The organism is Agromyces litoreus (assembly GCF_040496015.1).
Classification (GTDB): Bacteria; Actinomycetota; Actinomycetes; order Actinomycetales; family Microbacteriaceae; genus Agromyces; species Agromyces litoreus.
This window is the reverse complement of record NZ_JBEPKA010000023.1, coordinates 24,865-46,965: the sequence shown is the minus strand read 5'-3', so window position 1 is coordinate 46,965 and position 22,101 is coordinate 24,865. Positions and strand designations below refer to the sequence as shown.

At 67.8% G+C, this 22,101-nt stretch carries 16 protein-coding genes and 2 pseudogenes; 17 read left to right on the top strand and 1 reads right to left on the bottom strand.

Translation table 11 applies throughout. From position 1 onward, the window contains the following. Window positions 1-112: 112 nt before the first annotated feature. From ABME01_RS14845 to ABME01_RS14775, 15 genes and pseudogenes are all read left to right on the top strand, one after another. Window positions 113-823: pseudogene (locus ABME01_RS14845) on the top strand (IS256 family transposase); the annotation flags it as partial. Window positions 824-879: 56 nt separating this feature from the next. Further along, window positions 880-1,245 carry a hypothetical protein gene (locus ABME01_RS14840; RefSeq protein ID WP_353829198.1) on the top strand — a complete coding sequence of 122 codons (366 nt, stop codon included), beginning with the start codon at window positions 880-882 and terminating at the stop codon, window positions 1,243-1,245. Between the two features lie 132 nt (window positions 1,246-1,377). Beyond that, window positions 1,378-1,962 (top strand): helix-turn-helix domain-containing protein, encoded by a 585-nt coding sequence (locus ABME01_RS14835; RefSeq protein WP_353829197.1) that lies wholly within the window; start codon window positions 1,378-1,380, stop codon window positions 1,960-1,962. After that, entirely contained in the window at window positions 1,959-2,489 is a 531-nt protein-coding gene (locus tag ABME01_RS14830) for a hypothetical protein (protein WP_353829196.1), read from the top strand. The genes ABME01_RS14835 and ABME01_RS14830 overlap by 4 nt, the downstream gene beginning before the upstream one ends. A 360-nt stretch (window positions 2,490-2,849) precedes the next feature. Further along, window positions 2,850-3,062, top strand: coding sequence for a helix-turn-helix transcriptional regulator (locus ABME01_RS14825; protein WP_353829195.1), 213 nt, complete (start codon window positions 2,850-2,852; stop codon window positions 3,060-3,062). A gap of 99 nt (window positions 3,063-3,161) precedes the next feature. Beyond that, complete coding sequence (locus ABME01_RS14820) at window positions 3,162-3,386, top strand: hypothetical protein (RefSeq protein WP_353829194.1); 225 nt, start codon at window positions 3,162-3,164, stop codon at window positions 3,384-3,386. Between the two features lie 334 nt (window positions 3,387-3,720). Next, the gene (locus ABME01_RS14815) at window positions 3,721-6,015 is read left to right on the top strand and encodes a glycosyl hydrolase family 95 catalytic domain-containing protein (RefSeq protein ID WP_353829193.1); all 2,295 of its coding nucleotides are present in this window, start codon (window positions 3,721-3,723) and stop codon (window positions 6,013-6,015) included. A 78-nt stretch (window positions 6,016-6,093) separates the two neighbouring features. Beyond that, entirely contained in the window at window positions 6,094-7,614 is a 1,521-nt protein-coding gene (locus ABME01_RS14810) for an ABC transporter substrate-binding protein (protein WP_353829192.1), read from the top strand. Window positions 7,615-7,883: 269 nt separating this feature from the next. Continuing rightward, window positions 7,884-8,723 carry a carbohydrate ABC transporter permease gene (locus ABME01_RS14805; protein ID WP_353829191.1) on the top strand — a complete coding sequence of 280 codons (840 nt, stop codon included), beginning with the start codon at window positions 7,884-7,886 and terminating at the stop codon, window positions 8,721-8,723. Continuing rightward, window positions 8,723-9,541, top strand: a complete 819-nt coding sequence (locus ABME01_RS14800) for a carbohydrate ABC transporter permease (protein WP_353829190.1) — start codon at window positions 8,723-8,725, stop codon at window positions 9,539-9,541. Before ABME01_RS14805 ends, ABME01_RS14800 begins: the two co-directional genes overlap by 1 nt. Next, a pseudogene (locus ABME01_RS15635) lies at window positions 9,538-9,687 on the top strand (LacI family DNA-binding transcriptional regulator); the annotation flags it as partial. The gene ABME01_RS14800 and the pseudogene ABME01_RS15635, both read left to right, overlap by 4 nt. A gap of 72 nt (window positions 9,688-9,759) precedes the next feature. Continuing rightward, the gene (locus ABME01_RS14790) at window positions 9,760-10,560 is read left to right on the top strand and encodes a substrate-binding domain-containing protein (protein ID WP_353829203.1); all 801 of its coding nucleotides are present in this window, start codon (window positions 9,760-9,762) and stop codon (window positions 10,558-10,560) included. Beyond that, complete coding sequence (locus ABME01_RS14785; protein ID WP_353829189.1) at window positions 10,557-12,716, top strand: beta-galactosidase; 2,160 nt, start codon at window positions 10,557-10,559, stop codon at window positions 12,714-12,716. The genes ABME01_RS14790 and ABME01_RS14785 overlap by 4 nt, the downstream gene beginning before the upstream one ends. 118 nt (window positions 12,717-12,834) lie before the next feature. Continuing rightward, window positions 12,835-13,899, top strand: a complete 1,065-nt coding sequence (locus ABME01_RS14780) for a LacI family DNA-binding transcriptional regulator (RefSeq protein WP_353829188.1) — start codon at window positions 12,835-12,837, stop codon at window positions 13,897-13,899. Then, window positions 13,896-16,238 carry a beta-glucosidase gene (locus ABME01_RS14775; RefSeq protein ID WP_353829187.1) on the top strand — a complete coding sequence of 781 codons (2,343 nt, stop codon included), beginning with the start codon at window positions 13,896-13,898 and terminating at the stop codon, window positions 16,236-16,238. The genes ABME01_RS14780 and ABME01_RS14775 overlap by 4 nt, the downstream gene beginning before the upstream one ends. A 33-nt stretch (window positions 16,239-16,271) precedes the next feature. Here ABME01_RS14775 and ABME01_RS14770 read toward each other — a convergent pair whose 3' ends face one another. Further along, complete coding sequence (locus ABME01_RS14770; RefSeq protein WP_353829186.1) at window positions 16,272-17,375, bottom strand: LacI family DNA-binding transcriptional regulator; 1,104 nt, start codon at window positions 17,373-17,375, stop codon at window positions 16,272-16,274. A gap of 186 nt (window positions 17,376-17,561) precedes the next feature. Between ABME01_RS14770 and ABME01_RS14765 the strand changes: the two genes are divergently transcribed. Continuing rightward, window positions 17,562-19,658 carry an RICIN domain-containing protein gene (locus ABME01_RS14765; protein ID WP_353829185.1) on the top strand — a complete coding sequence of 699 codons (2,097 nt, stop codon included), beginning with the start codon at window positions 17,562-17,564 and terminating at the stop codon, window positions 19,656-19,658. Between the two features lie 231 nt (window positions 19,659-19,889). Beyond that, entirely contained in the window at window positions 19,890-22,034 is a 2,145-nt protein-coding gene (locus ABME01_RS14760; protein WP_353829184.1) for an RICIN domain-containing protein, read from the top strand. Window positions 22,035-22,101 lie beyond the last annotated feature (67 nt).

Sequence of the window (22,101 nt, the reverse complement as noted above, 5' to 3'; positions counted from 1 at the left end):
GATCGAGGTCGAGCAGGCCTACTACGCTGACCAAGAATCAGGCCTGGCGGCAACCGCCCGACAGGGAAACCGATAGGAACGAAACCCAGGCCGAATCAGTGCAGGTGCCCCGTTGAAGATCCGCTCCGGCACGGCCGGGAACCGGCCGGTGTACGTGGCGATGGGCATCGACCTGGACGGGCACCGCGACGTGCTGGGCATGTGGGTCGGCCCGTCCGGCGGGGAGGGTGCGAAGCAGTGGATGAACATGCTCACCGAGCTGCGCAACCGCGGCATCCAGGACGTGATTATCGTCTGCTGCGACGGCCTGAAAGGACTGCCGGAATCGATCCGGGCGACTTGGCCGCAGGCGGCGGTGCAGACCTGCGTGGTGCACCTGGTCCGCAACAGTCTGCGGTTCGCGTCGAAGAAGCACTGGAAGCGGCTCGCGGCCGAGATCAAGGAGATCTACCACGCCCCCTCGATCGCGGCGGCCGCGGCCCGGTTCGACGAGTTCGCCGAGGAGTGGACCGGGCAGTACCCGGCGATGGTCGAGATGTGGCGGCGGTCCTGGGGCGAGTTCACCCCGTTCCTGGAGTTCCCGCTCGAGCTGCGCCGGATCGTGTACACGACCAACGCGATCGAGTCACTCAACGCCAGGTTCCGGCAAGCCGTGCGACAGCGCGGGCACTTCCCGAACGAGCAGGCCGCGCTCAAAGTGCTCTACCTCGCCGCCCGACAACGACAGCACAACCGTGCGAACCCGACTGGCGAAACCGCCGGCTGGAAGGGCATCCTGAACGTGCTGGCCATGACCTACGGCGACCGCCTAGGACTCAACTGAACAACCGAGCCGATGACCATTTACACAGAAACGCGGACAGACCCGTCGCTGCCCTCGTGGGTATTCTGGTCGCGGCGGTGACAGTGCTGGAGCGCGCGCAATTATCGCCAGCCGCCAACTGGAGTATGACGATTATCGGCTTGTTGTTCGCCCTTTTCGCGGGCGCTCTTGTGGGGGTGACCATCGCGGCCTTCGGTGCGCTCTTCGCGGCGCTGGCATCGCTACCGAGGAAGGGTTCCAGCGGCGCACAAGCCTTGGCGGCATCAGCGGCTGTGCTAATCGGTGGGGCGGCCGTGATCATCCTGCTTCTGGCAGTCCAGGTGCTGCATACGTCGAGCGTCGCGTGGTGGGTCGCCTGTACGTCGACGGTAGTGGGTTCGGGCATGATCGCGCTGTGGGTGCTGAAGAGAGTTGACACCTGAATCGGCGTGGTTCTCCGAGGCTTCTCGTTCAAGGTTGCAGCCTCGGTAGGACAACACCGAGCCGAGCACGGGGCGGACAGCAGACCCGCGTGTAGCGCTGCACGCGATTAAAGGTATGGCTATAATGGGTGCATGTCTGATCTGATCCGTTCGTCGCGTGTCTCGTCTGGGTTGACGGGTGCGGAGTTGGCGGTGCGGTTGGGGGTGACGGTCGCGGCGGTGTCGCAGATGGAGCAGTCGGAGCGTCGCGGCACGATCCGGTTGGACACGCTGCGGCGCGCGCTTGCGGCGATGGGACGGGACATCCGGCTGGACGCGGCGCCGACCGACCCGTACGCCCCGTTCGCGCCGGCGAACGTGACCGATGAGGTCAACCTGGCGTTGGATGAGGGGCGTCCGGAGTTCGCGTTGCGGGTGCTCACGCATGCGGCGTCGGTGATCGCGGAGCATCCGGAGCGGTTCAGTGCCGAGTCGTTGGAGTGGCGGCCGTCGGAGGTCGGGGACCACCGGTGGGAGCAGTTGTTCCGCGCGGTGATGGGTGACGCGATCCCGGCGGGTCGGGTCCGGCCCGACTGGGCAGCACCGGAGAGGTTGCCGCGGGCGTGGTACCCGTTCGGACAGTACGCGTCGTTGAAGGAGCGGGCGAAGCGGTCCACCCCGGAGCGGCTCCGGGCGCTGAACATCATGCTCGATGAGCGATCGCTGGCGCGCGCGTGAGCGACGGACTGGTCCTGACGCCGGAGCGGGCGAGGGAACTCGTCGACGAGCTCGAGCGGCGGCTTGCGGCGCGTGGCATCCGCGGTTCGGTTCGGATCGTGGGTGGCGCGGCGATGGTGCTCCGCTTCCCGGATGACCCGGAGGTGCGGGTCACGACCGATGTGGATGCCGCGTACGAGCCGCGCCCGGAGATCGACGAGGTGATCGCCGAGATGGCCGAGGACCTCGGGCTGCCGGATCGGTGGATGAACGCGGCGAGCACCCCCTGGAATGTGGTGACCGACACCGGTGGCACGATCACGGTCGCCACCGCCGAGGAGCTGGTGGCGATGAAGATGGCCGCCGGCCGGGCGCAGGACCTCGCCGACCTTCGCGTCCTGGCCCGCCACCTCGGCATCACCGACCCGGAACGGCTCGTCGAGATCGCATACGACGCTTACGGCGAGGACTCGCCCGCGCTCGGCGACCCCCGCGAGTCGTACGAACTCTTCGCCCGCGACGTCCTCGCCGACCGCCGTCGCAAGTGACCAGAAACCTGCAGAGAACGCCCTCGGAGACCAGATTCGGCCCGTATGACTCCGTAGCAGCACGTACACTTGGGCCCATGAGATCCGCGGAAATCCGCGGAATTCCGCCCCTCGCGGGCTGGACCCGAATCGCTCAGATCGACTTCAGTTGTTCTTGGTTCGAGTCCAGGTACCCCAGCCATAGGAGGCGCTGAATTCCGCGGCAAAGTCACCCTTTGCCCCTCCTTCCGTCCGGTCGTGTTTCGGGTCGAAAGACCAGAAACGGGACCCAGGAACTCGGCGCGATGCGCCATCTTCGCTCGGCCGTACCGGTCGGTACGGGGCTGTTCTGACGTCGTCGGACTGCTGCGGGCTCGGTTCGTGCACCTGCTCGGTATCAACAAGTCGACGACGCAGACCGCCCCCGCCTTCCTCACCCAGCACGAGCTCTCCGAGCTGCTCCGGCTCCCCGAGCGCACGCTCGAGGACTGGCGGCTGACGCACTCCGGGCCGCCCTTCCTCAAGCTCGGCCGGCACGTCCGCTACGACATGGCCGACGTCCTCAGATGGGTGGGCGATCAGCGGCATGGGTAGACCACAGACGCCCGCCGGCGAGCTGGGCAAGATCAGCGTCACCCGACTCGAGAACGGCCGTTACCAGGCCCGTGGCGCCACCTCGCGCAAGTCCACACCTTGGCCAAGGCCGGCGACATCAGCTTCTCGACGTACGAGGCGTACGAGACCGCGGCGCGCGTGTTCCTCGTGCCTCGATTCGGTGCCGCGCGTTTCGAGCAGCTCACCGTGGGTCGTCGCTGCGATCGGATGCTGCAGGACATCCTCGCGACCGAGACCCTCTCGAAGGCCCGTCCGTCGCGCGCGGACCGTGCTGGGCCTCCTCTGCGGGTATGCCGTGCGTGACGACGCCCTGCCGCGCAATCCGGTTCGGGACGTGCAACGGTTGCCGATGTCGCCGAAGAAGGAGTCCCCGAGCGCGTCCTGGCCCTCGGCGGCGACTGCGCCGTGAGTGTCGCACGCTTCGACGTTCTTCCGCGTCGTCCACGCTGAGGACGGAACGGAACCCGGGCGAGTCACGCCCGGCCGTCGCATGCTAGACCTGTGTGGGAACGCGTGGCACCCGCGGGTTCGTTCGGTATCGACGACGCTTTCAGTATCAGGGCCCGTTCCTCGGCGATGGCTCCGGCTACGGAGGGCACCGATCCTGCTCCCGCCACTTCCGGAAGAGGGGAAGTACGTGTCCAAGCTCACCTTCTCGCGGCCGGCCGCGAACTGGTTGGAGAGTCTCCCACTCGGCAACGGGGAACTGGGGGTGATGGTGGACGGCGGATTCCCGCTGGGCCGATTCTGGCTGAACCACGAGACCGGCTGGTCGGGCTCGCCGTCGAGTGAGGGATCGGCACGTCCGGCGGAGCTTCGCGCGCACCAGGCTCTCGAGCACGCGCGCAGAGCGTTGGCCGAGGGTGACCCGGTCGGTGCCGAGTCGTCCCTCCGCGCGATGCAGTCACGGTACTCGCAAGCGTTCATGCCGATGGCCGAGCTCACGATCGCCCACGGGCCCTGCGCCGCTGATGGTGAATACGCTCGGACGCTGGACCTCGCAACGGGAGTGCACGAGGTCCAGCTCGATGATCGGCTCGAGCGTGCGGTGGTCTCCGCCCCGCACCGGGTACTCGCGATCGATGCTTCCGCGGACATCCGGGTGGCGCTGGGCTCGCCGCTCCGCGTGATCCAGCGGAAACAGGAGGGCGACGAGATCGTCCTCCACGTGCGCTTCCCTTCGGATGTGGCTCCGCCGCACGAGCCCGACTACCCGGCGGCGGCGTGGGACGCAGGACCGGGCGCCGCGTTGGAGGGCGCCGTGGTGGCCCGGACGGTCCCTGCCGACGGACGGCGCCTGGTGCTGCTGGCGGCCGCCACCACGTTCAGCGGACTGGGGCAGCCCCCGGCAGGCACCGCGGCGGACGCGGAGGCCAGAGCCCGAACGTGGCTCGATGCCGCGGAGAAGGCAGGGGTTGGGGACGTCTTCCACGCTGCGGCATCCGCACACCAGAATCTGTTCCGCCGAGCATCGGTGGTGCTCGAGAGCCCAGCTGGAGAACCCTCCGACGATCTCGATCTTCGCCTCCGCCGTGCCGTGTCGAGTGTCGACCATCCGCTCAAGGCCGATCCTGGCCTTGCGTCGGTCCTGTTCGACTTCGGGCGCTATCTCGCGATCGCCTCCACTGGCGTGGGCATTCTTCCGCCGACGCTCCAGGGAATCTGGAATCCCGAGTTGAGGCCCCCGTGGAGCAGCAACTACACGCTCAACATCAACACCCAGATGAACCACTGGGCGGCGCACATCACGAACATCCCCGAGACTGCAGTGCCGTATCGCGACTTCGTGCTCGCGCTCGCAGCGGCGGGCCGGGCGACGGCGAAGCGGCTGTATGGCGTGGCGGGCTGGGTGGCCCACCACAACTCCGATGCGTGGCTGTTCTCCTCGCCGGTCGGGGAGGGCCACGGCGATCCGAGGTGGTCGGCGTGGCCGATGGCCGGTCCGTGGTTGTCACGCGGCCTGTGGGATGCCGTGGAGTTCGGCGCAGGAACGGACGAGGCGGCCAGGATCTGGCCTGCGATCCGCGGTGCCGCGGAATTCGCCCTCGCATGGCACCACCGAGATCCGAGGGGCGAGTGGGTCACCGCCCCGGCGACTTCGCCGGAGAACGCCTACATCACCGAGGACGGATCCGTCGTGGCGGTCGACTCGACGACGGCGATGGACCAGCAGCTGCTGCACGACCTGTTCGGCATCACCGCTGCGCTCGCCGAGATGATCGGCAGGTCCGATGACGAGGTCGTTCGCGAGGCGCGGTCGAGACTGGATCTCCTCCGCGCGGAGCCGGAGTCGAACGCCGACGGCACGGTGCAGGAATGGGCGGGAACCCGGCTCGAAGAGGATCCGACACATCGTCACCTCAGTCCGCTCTACGGGCTCTATCCCGGCCCGGGGACGTGGGGCGCGGCTTCGAGAGCCGCGGCGGAAGCGACCCTCGAACGTCGAGGCGACGACTCGACCGGATGGTCGCTGGTCTGGAAGATGGCACTGTGGGCACGGCTCGGTCGTGCGGACAAGGTCTCCGATCTCATGCGACTGTTCTTTCGGGAGGCGCCGCCGGACAGCGCCCTGGAAGCGGGCGGGCTCTACCCGAACCTCCTCGCCGCGCACCCGCCCTTCCAGATCGACGCGAACCTCGCCTTCCCGGCGGTCCTCGGCGAATGCCTCCTCCAGAGCCACGGGGAGATCCACTTGCTCCCGGCCGTCCCGCCCGAGCTCTCGTCCGGCAGCGCGACCGGGCTGATCGCCCGCCCGGGGGTGGAGATCGACCTTCGCTGGCGTGATGGAGCATTGGTCGAGGCCGGACTCCGAGCTCGGCGATCCACGACCGTCCGACTGCGGTATCGCGACCGACGGATCCCGGTGGCCCTCGCGGAAGCCCGACGGGTTCTCGTCGGCCCGGGGGACTTCGACCGTCGCTCGTCGCGTTAAGGAGGGCGTCGGGTTCGGCGCCAGACCGGGGCGACGCCATCTCCCACGCGCCGATCGCCTCCCTGCGAGACCGGAGCGGTGCGTCTGGTCGATGCGAAAAACTTTCGCGGGTCGGTGCTCTTGCCTGACCGAGACACGTGTGACAGGGTCTTGTTATCGATGACATTTGGCATCGATAACATCAAGATCCGTCGTCAACTGGCGATCACCACACCAAGCCGCATCGATGCGGTGGAGAGGCGTTCAATGAAGAGCACACGGGCCAAGCGCGCCCTGGCGATCGGCGTCAGCCTGGCGCTCGCCGGCACGCTGGCAGCATGCAGCAATTCCGGTGGAGGCACGTCCGACACGGGCGACAGCGACCTTCCCGGCTGGAACCCCAATGATTCGCGTCCCGAGAACGAGATCCACGTCTACGTCCTGGGTGACGCCGTCGCCGACGTCGAGAAGGAGGCGGCCGACCGCTTCAACGAGACCTCAGACATCAAGGTCGTCATCGACACCGGCTCGACCGCCGGCGCCGAATACAACACCGCGGTGCGCACCCAGGTCGGCACGTCCACCGCTCCCGACATCTGGATGAGCTGGGGCGCGGCCGGTATCAAGCCGCTCGTCGATGCCGGCGCCGTCCTCCCGCTCGACACCTTCATCGAGGAAGACCCCCAGCTGAAGGATGCCTTCCTGCCTTCGGTCTTCGACGAGGAGGTCATCGACGGGACGTCCTACGGGATCCCGATGCGAGGCGTCGCGCCGGAGTTCCTCTACTACAACAAGCAGGTGCTCGCCGACGCCGGCCTCGAGCCCGCGGCGACGTGGGATGAACTGCTCGAGCAGGTCCCCGTGCTCGAGGATGCCGGCGTGATCCCCATCGGGCTCGCAGGTGCCGACAAGTGGCCGAACCAGATCTGGTACCAGTTCCTGTACGCTCGACACCTCGGCAACGAGGCGGTCGCGGAGGGTCTCGCCGGGGACGCCTCGGTGTGGGACTCGGAGCAGTCGAAGGCAGCCCTCGCCGACCTCCAGGACCTGATCGACTCGGGTGCATTCGGCTCGAACTTCGCTTCGGTCTCCTACGGCGCCGACGGCTCCGCCGCGCTGCTCCGCACCGGGAAGTCGGCCTACGAGCTGATGGGTTCGTGGCACTACGGAACGATCGGCGACACCTCGGAGATCGGCTGGACCGCGTTCCCGTCGATTTCGGGCGGTGACGGTGAGGACGGCGAGATCGCCGGCAACCTGAGCAACTTCTACAACGTCGCTGCGGACACGCGCTATCCCGACACGGTGCGCGAGTTCCTGGCAGAGCTCTACAGCGACGAGTTCCTGAAGGGCCAGCTCAGCTTCGGCAACACTCCTCCCACCACCAACGCTGCTGAACTGATCGCCGAGAGCGCCGACCTGGACGAGGCGACGAAGGAGCACCTGACCTTCGTGGTCGATCTCGTCGCCAACGCTCCGACCTTCCAGCTGTCGTGGGACCAGACCGTTCCCGCGGACCAGGCGCCCGCGTCCCAGGATGCCGCAGCGGACTTCTTCAACGGTGCGATCGACGCGCAGGGCTTCATCGATGCGATGAAGTCGGTGACCAGCGGCGGCTGAGCCGGGTCACCTCGATCGGAAGTCACCACAGAAAGAGAAACGCCATGCCTCGTCCCACAGTCGAGGGACCGGCGACCGAGAAGCGGGGCGGTCTGCACGACGCAGACCGCCCCACCTTCTCTGAGCCGATTCGTCGAGAGAACCAGTACGGAGACCGCGTGGTCCCGCCGACTCCCAGCACCACGGAAGGCAGACGTCGCCGCAACAACCTCCAGGGCGCAGGTCGACCGAGCTTCATCTGGTCCCTTCCGGCGATCGCCTTCTTCGCGATGTTCGCCCTCGCCCCGCTCGGGGTCGCGGTATACCTGTCGTTCACGAGCTACCAGGGCATCCCGATCGTTCCGCCCAAGTGGGTCGGTCTCGCGAACTGGGAACGACTGCTCACCGATGCCGCCCTGCACCGCAGCATCACCGTCACGATCGTCCTGATCGTCCTCGCCGTCGTCACCCAGGTGCCCATCTCCCTGCTCATCGGTGTCTGGGCTGCCGGGCCTCAGCGCAGCCGAGCGGTCATCACCGCGCTGTACTTCATTCCGCTGCTGATGTCGTCGGCGGCCATCACGGTCCTGTTCGCCTCGCTCGTCGATCCGAACTTCGGATTGCCGGCGCTCATCCGCGACGCGTTCGGCCTCCCGGTCGACAATCCGTTCAGCAACCTTCTGGGACGGTCGGAGACGGCGATCGGCGTCATCGCGTTCATCTACCTCTGGGGGTCGTCACCGCTGCACACGCTGCTCTACCAGGGCGGAGCGCGCGCGATTCCGGAAAGCCTCTATCAGGCCGCGTCGATCGATGGAGCCGGTCGCGTCCGACAGTTCTTCAGCATCACCATCCCGCTGCTGAAGAACACCATCATCACGTCGACGATCATCATGGTCGTCGGCACCTTCACCTCGTTCGACATCATCCTGCTGCTGACTCGCGGCGGTCCGAGCGGCGGAACATCGAACCTGCCGTACTTCATGTACGACAAGGGAATCGCCTCGCTCAACCTCGGGTACGGAAGCGTTGTCGCCGTCGTCCTGATCGTGATCGCCATGCTCGTCTCGTACGCCATGGTCAAGTTCACCGGATACGACAAGATGCAAGGAACACAGGAGGGCATCTGATGCGGAGAACTTGGAATTGGCCGGCCGGGATCCTCGCCGGCGGATGGCTCCTCGTGGTCATGATCCCCGTCTACATGATGGTCCGGGCCGCGTTCTCAAGCCGTGAGGACTACCAGGCGACCGGCCCGCTCGGCCCGCCGAACCCGTTCACGCTCGAGAACTTCCAGTACTCGTTCGAGAACGGCTTCGGGAAGTACCTGGTCAACTCGGGCATCGTCACGCTCGGCACGATCGCGATGGTCCTGCTCGTCGTTCCGCCCCTCGCCTACGTCACCGTTCGTGGCCAGAGCCGTTGGGTGCGACTCGTCTTCAAGACCATGCTCTTCGGCCTCGCGATCCCCGCCCAGGTCGTCGTGATCCCGCTCTACTTCATCATCGTGCAGGCCGGACTGTTCGACACGTTGATCGGGGTGATCCTCCCGAGTGCCGCGTTCCTGATCCCGCTGACGACGCTGATCCTCTCCAGTGCGATGCGCGAGATCTCGAACGAGCTGTACGAGGCGATGGCGCTGGACGGAGCGGGGTCCTTCCGAACGTTCATCCGTCTCGTGCTGCCCCTGTCCGGCGGCGGAATCGCGACCATCGTGGTCTTCTCGGCCCTCCAGGCCTGGAACAACTACCTCCTGCCGCTGACCCTCACGCGGTCCGACGATGTGCGGCTCGCCACGCTCGGGCTCGGGATCTTCAAGCAGGAGTACTCACTGAACATTCCGGGACTCATGTCGGCGATCGTGCTCACCGTCATCCCGATCCTGCTCATCTACATCTTCGCGCGCCGTTCACTCGTCCGCGGGCTCATGGGAGTGGGTGGCAAGTGAGGACGAACGAACGGCCTGCGACCGTGCACGATGTGGCCAGGCAGGCCGGCGTGTCGGCGCAAACGGTCTCACGACTGCTTCGCGGGTACGAGGGCATCCGCCCGGTCACGAGGGAGAAGGTCGAAGCGGCGATCGCGGACCTCGGTTATCGCCCGAATGGTGCCGCGCGGCTCCTTCGGACGCGACGGTCGACGCGCATCGGCGTCGTCGTGCACGAGATGTTCGCGTACGGCCCCGCGGGCCTGCTCCGAGGCGCCGCCCGTCGAGCACGGGAGGCCGGGTACATCCTCAACATCGTCGGTGTCGACGGCGAGGACGAGCGCGCGGTCTCGGAGGCGTTCGACGCGTTCGAGGCGGAGCGAGTGGCGGCCATACTCGCGGTCACGCTCACCGACAGCGTTCGGAACGCGGTCGAACAGCGGTCATCGGACGTCCCGATCCTCGTGGACCCCGCCGAGGCTCATCAGCGATCCGGCTACATGAACGAGGTCGGCGGCAGCCTGGTCGCCCGGCACTTCGCGGACCTCGGGCATCGTCGGGTCGGAATGGTGCTCGGGCCCCAGAACTGGCTTCCCGCCCGACAGCGCCGCCAGGGGTTCGTCGCCACCGCAGAAGACGCGGGTCTCGAGTGCGTACGGTTCTGGGACGGCGACTGGAGCGCCGAAGCCGGCGCGGCAGCTGCCGCCCAGTTCGATCCGAGCGATGGGATCACCGCGGTGTTCGCGGCCAATGATGCCCAGGCGATCGGATTCATCGGCGGGCTGTCGCAGGCCGGCTTCCGCGTCCCGGACGACGTCAGCGTCGCCGGCTTCGACGGAACACCCGAGTCGGCCTACTTCACGCCGTCTCTGACCACCATCGGCGCCGACTACGAGGGTCAAGGGCGCATCGCGATCGATGCCCTGTTGGCAAGTATCCAAGGCGAATCGACCGAGCTGCCTTCACCCGACGTCACCTTGGTGGCGCGAGCATCCACGGCGAGCCCTGCAACCGCACTCAAGGAACCGAACGAATCGTGAACGACAGACACAACCTCGACGCGCGCATCCTCTTCGGTGCAGCGTTCTACGACGAGTACCGCGTGACGGGAAGCCTCGATGGCGACCTCGACCTGATGGCGGCCGCGGGATTCTCCGTCATCCGCGTCGGCGAGTCCGTCTGGTCGACCTGGGAACCCGAGCCGGGTCGCTTCAACCTCGACTGGCTCGAGCCGCTCCTCGACGCCGCTGCGGACCGCGGGATCGACGTCGTGCTCGGCACGCCGACCTACGCTGTTCCGCCCTGGCTGCAGAAGCTCCATCCCGAGATCGCGGCAGAACACCGAACCGGGCAACCGGTGCCGTGGGGTTCGCGGCAGGAGGTCAACTATCGCAGCACCGCGTTCCTGCACTACGCCGAACGCGTCATCCGGGCAGTGATGGGGCGCTACGCGCAGCATCCGTCCATCATCGGCTTCCAGGTCGACAACGAGCCGGGATTCCACCTGCTGCACAATGCCGACGTCTTCGAGGGGTTCCTCGACCACCTTCGCGAGAAGTACGGCACGGTCGACAGGTTGAACGCCGAATGGGGCCTGACCTACTGGTCGCACCTGCTGCGCGACTGGACGGATCTCTGGGCTCCAGACGGCAACCACTCGCCGCAATACCAGGTCGAATGGCGCCGCTATCAGGCGGAAGTCGTCGCCGACTTCATCGCCTGGCAGTCCGGCATCGTGCGCGAATACGCGCAGGACGAGCAGTTCGTCACCACCTGCATCTCCTATGAGCGGCTCGCCGTGGACGACACGGCCATCGCGCGCTCGCTCGACCTCCCCTCCGGCAACCCGTACTACAAGATGCAGGATGCGCTGCGCTTGGGAGTCGATGTGCCGCGACCAGAGATCTGGTGGTCGTCGGGAGTCTGGGGGCTCTTCGAGCAGGGGGACCGGATGTTCTCCACCTCCCAGTCGCCGTTCCTCGTCACTGAGACCAACGCCCAGTCGATCGGCCAGTCTCAGTGGGAGATCCATCCGCCGTACCCGGGCCAGATCGCGCTTGCCGCGTTCTCGCTCATCTCCCGCGGGGCGCGCATGATCGAGTACTGGCAGTGGCAGACCCTGCACTACGGCATCGAGACCTACTGGGGCGGCGTACTCCCGCACAGCGGTCGTCCAGGACGGATCTATCGAGAAGTCGCCGACCTCGGCCGCCGAATCCGAGAGATCGAGCCGGCGCTCGAAGGGTACCGACCCGACGCGGACGTCGCGCTGCTGTACTCCACCGACACCAAGCGGAGCTTCGAGTTCTACCCGCCGCTCGCGGATGAGGACGGCGGACCGGATGCGCACGCCTACCTGCGGATCTTCGACGCGTTCTACCGGGGAGCCTTCGAGTCCGGGGCTCAGGTGCGCATCGTGCACGTCGCTCAGCTCCTGGAGCTCTCCGCCGAGGAAGCGGTTGCGGCCCATCCCGTGCTCGTGGTCCCGACGTTGTACGTCGCGACGGACGCCGAACTCGCCGCATTGGTCGAGTACGCTCGCGCCGGGGGACACCTCGTCGCCGGAATCCGGACCGGATACGGCGACGAGCTGGCCAGGGCTCGCGCGGAGATCGCGCCGGGACCGCTCGCGGCAGCGGCAGGGGTGTCCTACGACGAGTACAGCAGTCTCGACCACCCGGTCGGCATCGACGGCCTGTTCGGATCCCTCGAGGCACAGGCGACCGGGTGGGCCGACGCGCTCGAACTCAGGGGCGCCGAGCCGATCGTCTCGTACACCGGCGGAATCTACGAGGGGCATCCTGCCGTCACGAGCAACCTCTTCGGACGGGGCCGCGTCACCTACGTGGGCACGGTGCCCGGTCGCGAGCTCGCGAAGCGGATACTCCGGTGGGCGGCACCGCGCACCCTCTCGAGCACGTGGAACGCGAGCGAGAACCTCACGGTCGTTTCCGGAACGAGTACGACAGGCCGAGTCTGGTTCGTCTCGAACTGGTCGAGCGAGCCGGGCACGATCGTCGTGCCGGCCGAGATGGAGGAGGACGGCACGCAGATCGCGGCGGGCTCGTCGGTCGAGATCGCGCCATGGCACGTCCGCATCCTCGTCGACAGGGCCCGCGTCCAGGAGCGTCCCGGAACCGACGCTCCGCCACGAGTCGATCGCGCCGACCCCCTGACGCCGGCGGTGGCCTCGTGAGCGAGACGAGGAACGGCGCCCGCTGCCGTTCACGCGTGCTGGCGGTCGTGCCCGGCATGTCGGCGCCGACGCGCCGACGCTGAGTCGAGCTCCACGGGTCGAACCGGTACGGGAAACCATGTCGCCGTCGATGAAGATTCCACCGCGGAAGGTCACGCTGCACGACGTCGCCGTGGCGGCAGGAGTCTCGATCGCAACCGCCTCGAAAGTCATGAACGGACGCGTCGGAGTGAGCGAACAGACGCGATCGAGGGTGCGCGAGGCGGCGGCAGTGCTCGGCTTCGTCGGACACGCGACTCGCCTGCGAGCTGCGGAGGCGGCCGGCGAACCGACGATCGAGCTCATCCTGAACCCCGCCGACGTCACGAATCCCTACCTGGCGACGTTCTTGGGTGGTGCGATCGAGATCGCAAGCGCTCGAGGGTACGGGCTGATCACGCGCTCGCTCGACTCGACGCGTGCGGGCAGTCCGATCGAGTGGGCGGGGGCGCTTGCTCGAGCGGGTCGCTCCGGGGTCATCGAGGTCACCAGTGAGTACTCGAGCGCGCGAGAGCACGCACTGCGTGCGGTCGGGCTGCCGTTGGTCATCGTCGACCCGATCGACGTGCCGACCACATCGACGCCGAGCATCGGTGCGGCCAACCGAGCGGGCGCGCGTGAGGCGACCGCCCATCTCCTCTCCCTCGGCCACCGACGGATCGAGTACATCGGTGGTCCGACCGGAGCCGGATGCGATCGCGAACGAGCCGGCGGCTGGGCCGCGGCGATGGCCGACGCGGGTATTCACGTCGACCCGGGAGCGGTTCCGCGGCGCGCATTCTCGTTCGAGCACGGACTGAGCGCCGCGACCGCGATGCTCGGCTCGTCGTCTCCGCCCACCGCGATCTTCGCCGGCAGCGACATCTCGGCGATGGGCGTCCTCGAGGCGGCGCGTCGAACGGGCCGCCGCGTTCCTCACGACCTGAGCGTGGTCGGATTCGATGACCTCGTCATCTCCCGCACGGCGTCGCCGCCGCTGACCACCGTCCATCAGCCCATCGCAGACATCGGACGGGAGGCCGTCGCCATCCTGATGCGACTTTCCCACGGCGAATCGCTCGCCACGAAGCGCTTGGAGCTTCCGACGCACCTCGTCGTCCGCGAATCGACCGCGCCGCCACCTGGGAGCAGAGACGCACCGTGAATCCCGCATCGAATCGGCTGAACCCATCGCATTGGACGGAGCCCTCGCTGAGCCCGGTCGAGCGGGCGCAGCTTCTCGTCGGCGAGATGACGCTCGAGGAGAAGCTCCAGCAGATCGGGAGCACCTGGCCCGGATCGGAACACCTCGACGAGGCCGTCGCGCCCCTTCAGGACCAGCACCGACTGGCAACGCCGTTCGAGGAGGCCATCCGAGATGGGATCGGTCACCTCACCCGACCGTTCGGTACGGCACCGGTGGACTCGATGGAGGGGATGGCCAGGCTCGCCGACTTGCAGCATCGCGTTCGCGCTGCGAACCGATTCGGGATCCCGGCTCTCGCCCATGAGGAGTGTCTGACCGGCCTGACCGCGTGGAAGGCCACCGTATTCCCCACACCGCTTGCGTGGGCGGCGACATTCGACCACGAACTCGTCAACCGGATGGGAACGGCGATCGGGCACGACATGGCCGCCCTCGGCGTGCACCAAGGTCTCGCCCCCGTGCTCGACGTGGTACGCGACTACCGATGGGGCCGAGTGGAGGAGACGCTCGGCGAGGACCCGTACCTCGTGTCCGAGATGGCCTCGGCCTACGTGACCGGTCTCCAGTCATCCGGGATCATCGCGACGCTGAAGCACTTCGTCGGATACTCCGCATCCCACGGCGCGAGGAATCACGCCCCCGTGTCGATCGGCGCTCGTGAACTGCGCGACGTGATGCTCATTCCATTCGAGAAGGCGGTCGTGAAGGCCGGCGCCAGGTCCGTCATGAATTCCTACACCGAACTCGACGGCGTGCCGACGGCAAGCGACCGGGAGTTGCTCACCGGCCTCCTCCGAGAAGCGTGGGGATTCACCGGGTCCGTCGTGTCCGATTACTGGGCGATCAGCTTCCTCTCCTCGATGCATCGCCTCACGGACGATGTCACGACGGCCGGCGTGCTCGCGCTGACTGCCGGAATCGACGTCGAACTGCCTCACACGCTGGCATATTCTCCAGACCTCGCCGGGCACGAGATCGGAGACGCGCTGGATCGCGCCGCGACCATCGTGCTCACTCAGAAGGCCGAGCTCGGACTCCTCGACGCGCGATGGGCCCCGCCGACGCCGACCGATGTCGACCTCGACTCGGCAGACAACCGCGAGATCGCGACCCTCCTCGCCGAGGAATCCGTCGTGCTGCTGCAGAACCGGTCGGAGCTGTTGCCGCTCAGGGCGGCACCGCTTCGGGTCGCAGTGATCGGGCCGGTCGCCGACGATCCTCGATGCCTCTTCGGCTGCTACTCGTTCCCGAACCACGTCCTCCCCAATTTCCCCGACCGTCCGCTGGGCATCGCGGCGCCGACCATCCTCGACGCCATTCGCACGGAGTTGCCGGATGCCGAGATCGTCCACGAGCCGGGTGTGGATGTTCGGGCCGGGGGACGGACCGGGATCCCTGCGGCGGTCGACCTGGCCCGCAACTCCGATCTGACGGTCCTGCTCGTGGGGGACCGCTCCGGCATGTTCGGGCATGGCACATCCGGGGAAGGGTGCGACGTCGTCGACCTGACGCTTCCGGGCGAGCAGGATGCCCTGGCCGCGGCGGTCCTCGAGGCTGCGGAGCGCAGCGTGCTCGCGGTCGTGTCCGGCCGCCCGTATGCGGTCGGACACCTCGTCGCGAAATCCGACGCGGCACTCCAGGTCTTCCTGCCGGGCCAGGCGGGTGGGGCGGCGATCGCCGGGGTGATCTCCGGCCGCATCTCCCCGAGCGGAAGGCTGCCGGTGCAGCTGCCGGGGACGGCATCCACCCAGCCCGGAACGTACTTGGCGCCCCCGTTGGCGCTGCGCACCGAAGGCATCAGCAACCTGGACCCCACGCCCGCGTTCCCCTTCGGATTCGGCCTGAGCTACACGTCATTCGAGATCTCGGACGTCATCCTCTCGGCCGACGAGATCCCGACGGACGGCCAGGTGACGCTGCGCGCGACCATCCGCAACCGCGGACCGCGGCCGGGAACCTGCGTGCCCCAGCTGTACCTGTCCGACCCCGAGGCCGAAGTCACCCGACCTGTGCGGCAGTTGATCGGCTACGCTCGGGCGACGATCGAGCCCGGGGAGTCGGTCGACGTCGCATTCACCGTGCACGCCGATCTGTCCAGCTACACGGGAAGGGACCTGCGACGTCGTGTCGAGCCCGGACGGATCACCCTGACGATCGGGTTCGACGCAGCCGACGAAGGACGAGCCTTCGACGTCCTCCTCCGTGGGCCCGTTCGACTGGTCGATCACCATCGGTCCATGTCGAGCGAGGTCGTGGTCCACCACGAGGATCCACGGGCGGGGCGACCGGCAGCATGACCCTCCGGAGTTGCGAGGACGATGATCCGGTCCTCAAAGGGACGCTTCGTGGGTGGATCGTCGCACGACGAGTTCGGCGTGCAACGCGGGTTCGCGCACGCGTCGGCTCCCGATCTTGGCGAGCAGCGCTGCGAACGCCGCTCGGCCCTGAGCCGCGAAATCGACACGCAGCGTGGTCAGCGGTGGCGAGAAGTACGCCGCCTCGGGAACGTCGTCGACGCCCGCGACGCTGACGTCCTCCGGGACCCGGAGTCCCCGGTCCTTCAGGGCGAGGATCGCGCCGAGCGCCATCTGGTCGTTCGCCGCGACGATCGCCGTCGCGCCCCCCAGGTCAGGCGCCGCCAGCACCGCGTCATAGCCCGACCGGGCAGACCAGTCGCCCCGGAGCAGTCCCGCGGACGAGAGGCCGCGCCCCGCCAGTGCACTGTCGTACGCGCGCGAACGGTTTCGCGCGGCCGACCAGTCCGCGGGCCCGGCGATGTGCAGGAATCGCTGATGTCCGAGATCCAGGAGGTGATCGAACAGGGCGGGGAACCCGAACTGAGTGAGTTCGGACGGGTCCACGCCGCTGGTGTCGTCGGGTTCCGCGCCGAGGTGGACGGGGACTCCGAAGTCCGCGGCCGCGAGCGCTTCGGACATCGCGTCCGTCGACGACATGGCCAGGACCCCCGCCAGGTCGTGCCGCCGGAGCATGTCGATGGCATCGCCCAGCACGTCAGGACGAGCAAGGTCCACCGTCACGATGTCGAGCACGTACCCGGCATCCCGCGCCGCAGCCGTTGCGCCCTGGAGGATCTTGCTCGGGCCGAACTGGTCGAGTTCGTGCGTGATCGCTCCGACGCGGAGCGATCGACCGGAGTTGAGCGCGCGAGCAGCGAGGTTCGGTCGGTAGTCGAGCTCCCTCAAGGCCGCCTCGACGCGATCGCGTGTCGCCGGACGGATGCCGGCGAATCCGTTCAGGTATCGGGTGACCGTCTGGTGAGAGACACCTGCGGCGATGGCGACGTCATAGATCGTCGCCGCTCGCCCCGGACGACCGCTCGACACGCGCCGAAGCGTCGAGCGCGCTACGCGCGGCGGGGTCTCGGATCCGCGCCCGGCGTTCGCCGGCGCTGCTCCGGGCTCTTCCGTGGCCATCGCCCCCTCCGTGCTGGTCGTCCTCAGGTACCCCACCGTACCCGCGAACACCTGCTGGACCTCTTCCCGGCGGCGTGCGACCGGGCTCGTGATCGGGTGGGCGCCCACAGCTCCACGAAACATTGCTATGTTTCCGGCAACATCGATGCTACGTTGCCCTGACGAGTCGGACTCAAAGGAGAGCTCATGTCATCGAAGACGACGAAACGAATCCGGATGGGCGCCGTCGCCGCCGTCGCATCCGCGCTCATGATCGCGCCGGTCTCCGCGCAGGCCTACACCCCGATCCCGGACGTCCTGTACCGACTCCCGGGCGATGCGGACTGCCTCAAGGGCCTGGGGAACTGTGCGATCTACCCGAAGTCGACCCAGTTGCCGAGCGGCCGTATCGTCGCGTCGTTCGAGCGATCCATCGTTCCGACCTCGGGCAGCGCAGACGGGCAGACGCTCCCGATCTACGTCAGCGACGACCACGGGGACAGCTGGCAGCACGTCACCGAGGTCGAGGCTCCCGCCTACATGTCGAGCGACCCGGCCTACGACCCCTACATCAGCAATTGGACCAACCCGAACCTGTACGTGCTCCCGGAACCGGTCGGGAACCTCGCGGCCGGCACGCTGCTGCTGGCGAGCGTCGTCTCGGGGGACGACCACTACTACCTGGAGCACAAGGCAGCAGATCCGAACTGGGTGCCGACCAACGACGGCGACCGCTCCGACATCGCGATCGCGCTCTACTCCAGCACCGATGAGGGTGCCACCTGGGAGTTCCAGAACATCATCGCGAAGGGCGGATGGCAGGGCGGGTCGGCCGGGGCCACCGGCACGAACATCGCGAACGCCAACCAGTACGCGCAGATCGACCCGGTCTGGGAGCCGCACCTGATGGCGCGGGGCGGCGAGCTGATCGCCTACTACTCCGATGAGAACGACTACCTCGCCATGAACACGAGCACCGGTGTTCCCACGGTCGACCCCGACAACGCGACGGCACCGGATTCGGGCGCGCAGATCCTCGCACACCGAACGTGGGACGGGACCGGCGCCGCATGGAGCGGGCCGATCGTCGACGTCTCGGGCGACACCTTCGCGTGGAACGGCGGACAGCAGATCGGCGGCGGCCGGCCGGGCATGGCCTACGTGGCGCCCACCACCGACGACAAGTGGATGCTCACCTTCGAGTACTTCGGGGGAGGGGCGAACGTCCGGTTCAAGATGGTCGACGACCCGCTCGCGTTCTACGCCGATGGCGACCCGAACGGCCGTGAGATCAGCCTCGCCAACGGTCAGCAGGGAGACCTGCCGTTCGCGCCCGGCTCGCGGGGCCTGTCGTGGGGCGGGAGTCCCGTGGTCAAGGCACTGCCCGACGGCAGGCTGGTCTACAACGCGGCAGGAAGCGGCGACATCTGGGTCAACACCTCGGGTTCGAGCACCGGCGCCTGGACGCAGTTCCAGACCACGATGCCGAGCGGCTATTCGCGCAACCTCCAGTACGACGAGGCCACCGGTCTCGTGGTCATCCTCCAGGCGGCCTGGGAGGGCGCCACGACGCCGTCGACCGTCCGGTTCGGGCACGTCGACCTCGGCCATGCCGCCGCGCAGTACTCCAGCGTCGTCAACCGTGCCAGCGGCCAGGTGATCGGCACCGGAGGGAACATCACGGATGCCAACATCGGCAACGGGGACGCTCCGGATGTCCGCCTCGAGACCTTCGGCGCCGCATCCGTCGCGGACACCCAGTACTGGCGCGTCGTGACCAAGCCCGACGGCGCCGCGACGCTCGTCAACAAGTCGGGCGGACGCTCGGCGGCGATCTGGGGCGGCAACGCCTACGCCGGAGCCTCGATCGGCCAGTGGGTCGACGACGCGGCATCCGGTCTGTGGAACATCGTGCCCACGAGCGGGGGCTACGTCCGGTTCCAGTCGACGGCGAACTCGTCGCTGTACCTCACCGGCGGATCCAACGGCGCGCCGGTCGCGCTCGCGGGGTACGTCGACGACGGCACGCAGGAGTGGAAGCTGTACGCCGAGGGCGTCACTCCGCCGGCGGACACCACGGCGCCGGTCGTCAGCGCATCCGTCGCAGGACGCACGCTCACCCTCGCGGCCACGGATGACGCGACCGGCGTTTCGTCCATCCAGTACCGCACCGTCGGCGCCACGAACTGGAGCACGTACTCCGCCCCCGTGAAGTTCAACGGGAGGAAGTCGGTCGACGTCGAGTACCGGGCCACCGACGGCGCCGGCAACGTGTCGGCTGTGGGGACGATCACGATCCCGTAGCGCATCGCCTGAGGTCGGGGGGCTCGGGGATCCGGGCTCCCCGACCGATGCTTCGGCCGTCGGCCCGGGGCCGCCGGCGCTGTGCGCCACAGCGAGGTGTGCGGCAACATTTTCGCCCGGAGAACCCTATGTTTCCGGCAACATGCCTGCTAACGTGACGGAACCGTCACTGGGGACGACTCCGACAGCTGTGGTTCCCGGGCACCTACATCACTCGTCGAAGGAGAGCCCATGTCGTCGTGGAAGACGAAGGGGATCGCGGCTGCCGCGGTCGCATCCGCACTGCTACTCGCCCCGCTCACTCCCGCTCAGGCCTACGATCCCGACGGCGGGATCCTCTACGAGGTCGGCGATCAGGACTGCCTGAAGGGGCTCGGCAACTGCGCCGTGTACCCGAAGTCCGCCCAGCTCCCGAGCGGCCGGCTGGTCGCCGCGTTCGAGCGTTCCACGGTCGTCGAGTACGGGGACGGCACGACCGGTGCCGTCGGACAGACGATGCCGATCTACACGAGCGATGACTTCGGCGAGTCCTGGCAGCCGATGACGGAGGTCGACGCGCCGGCGTTCCTGTCCGACGACCCGACGTTCGATCCGTACACCAGCAACTGGACCAACCCCTACCTGTACGTCCTCCCCGAGGACGTCGGAGCCCTCGAGGCGGGGACCCTGCTCCTGGCGACGGTCGTGTCCGGAGAGGACGAGTTCTATCGCGAGCAGAAGGCAGCCGACCCCGAGTGGGTCCCGACCAACGACGGCGATCGCCGCGACATGGCGATCGCGCTCTTCGCGAGCACCGACGAGGCCGAGACCTGGGACGTCGTCGACATCATCGCGACCGGTGGTTGGCAGGGTGGCAGCGCCGGCAACATCGGCTCGGCGATCGCCGAGGCGAACGAGCACGGGCAGATCGACCCGCTGTGGGAGCCCCACCTGCACGTGCACGACGGCGAGCTCGTGGCGTACTACTCCGACGAGAACGACTACGTCGGCTACGACCCCGTCACGGGCGTGCCCGAGCTCACCCCCGACAACGACACCGGCACGGACTCGGGTCGGCAGATCCTGGTGCACAAGACCTGGGACGGCGACGGCGCGTGGAGCGATCCCGTGGTCGACGTCGCCGGCGAGACGGTCGACTTCAACGGCTCGCCCCAGATCGGCCATGGCCGCCCCGGCATGACGAACGTCGTACCCACGACCGATGGGCTCTACATGCTCACCTACGAGTACTTCGGCTCAGAGACCTGGGGCTGGCCGGCCGAGGCGAACGTCCGCTTCGAGCTCTCGGAGGATCCGCTCGACTTCTTCTCCGACGGCGACGACACCGGCGAGCAGATCAGTCGCTGGAACGAGGACATGGCGGAGGGCCTGCCGTTCTACCCGGGCGCCCAAGGGCTCTCCTGGGGTGGGAGCCCGGTGGTGATCGCGCTTCCCGACGGCCGCCTGGTCTACAACGCCGCCGGCAATGGCGACGTGTGGGTCAACGAGTCCGGGGCGAGCGACGGCCTGTGGCAGCAGTACAACACCACCATGGGCTCCGGCTACAGCCGGAACCTGCAGTACGTCGAGGGCACCGGCCGCATCGTGATCCTGCAGGGAACCTGGGGTGGCCCGTTCGCCGGGGCGGTCATCCGCTACGGCGAGGTCGACCTCGGGCACTCGGACGGCGCCTACTACCAGGTCGTGAACCGCGCCACCGGGCAGGTCCTCGGCACCGGCGGCAGCATCAGCGACGCCGAATTCGACTTCCCGAAGTGGGTTCCGGACATCCAGCTCGAGGACCGTTGCTCCGAGCGTGAGGACACGCAGAACTGGCATGTCATCGATGAGGGTGACGGCACGGTCGAGCTCCTCAACCGCTCAGGGGGTCGCTCGGTCGCCACCTGGGGCGGGGGGCTCTACGACGGGCAGGACATCGCCCAGTGGGTCGACGAGAACGACGGCGGCCGCTGGACCATCCAGGACGCCGACGATGGCTACGTGAAGTTCATGGCGACGGGGGCTGACGGCCTGTACCTGACCGGCGCAGACGACGGTGACGTGGCGCTTCGCGTGGGTTCTGACGACGGGACCCAGGAGTGGATGCTCGTGCCGGTGGAGCCGCAGGTCGCCGTCAAGGACGGAGCCAAGTGGACCGTCGGCGGAGACGGCGTGTACCGGAAGGTGTCGTACGCGATCGAGACCTCCGCCTGCGCCCTGACGAGTGTGCTGCTCAACGGCGTGGAGCAGGGCCACGTGTCGGGCACGTCGTTCGATCTCGACCAGCTCACGCCCGACTACCCCGGCGTCGTTCGAGGCCCCAATGCCATCGAGGCGACGAACTCGCTCGGCGACACCACGGTGATCGAGTTCACGATCGGCAGGAAGGCGAACTAGCCCTGACGTTCGCGCCGCCCGACTCCAACCACTGGTGTCGGGCGGCGCGATGCGCATTCCACGATGG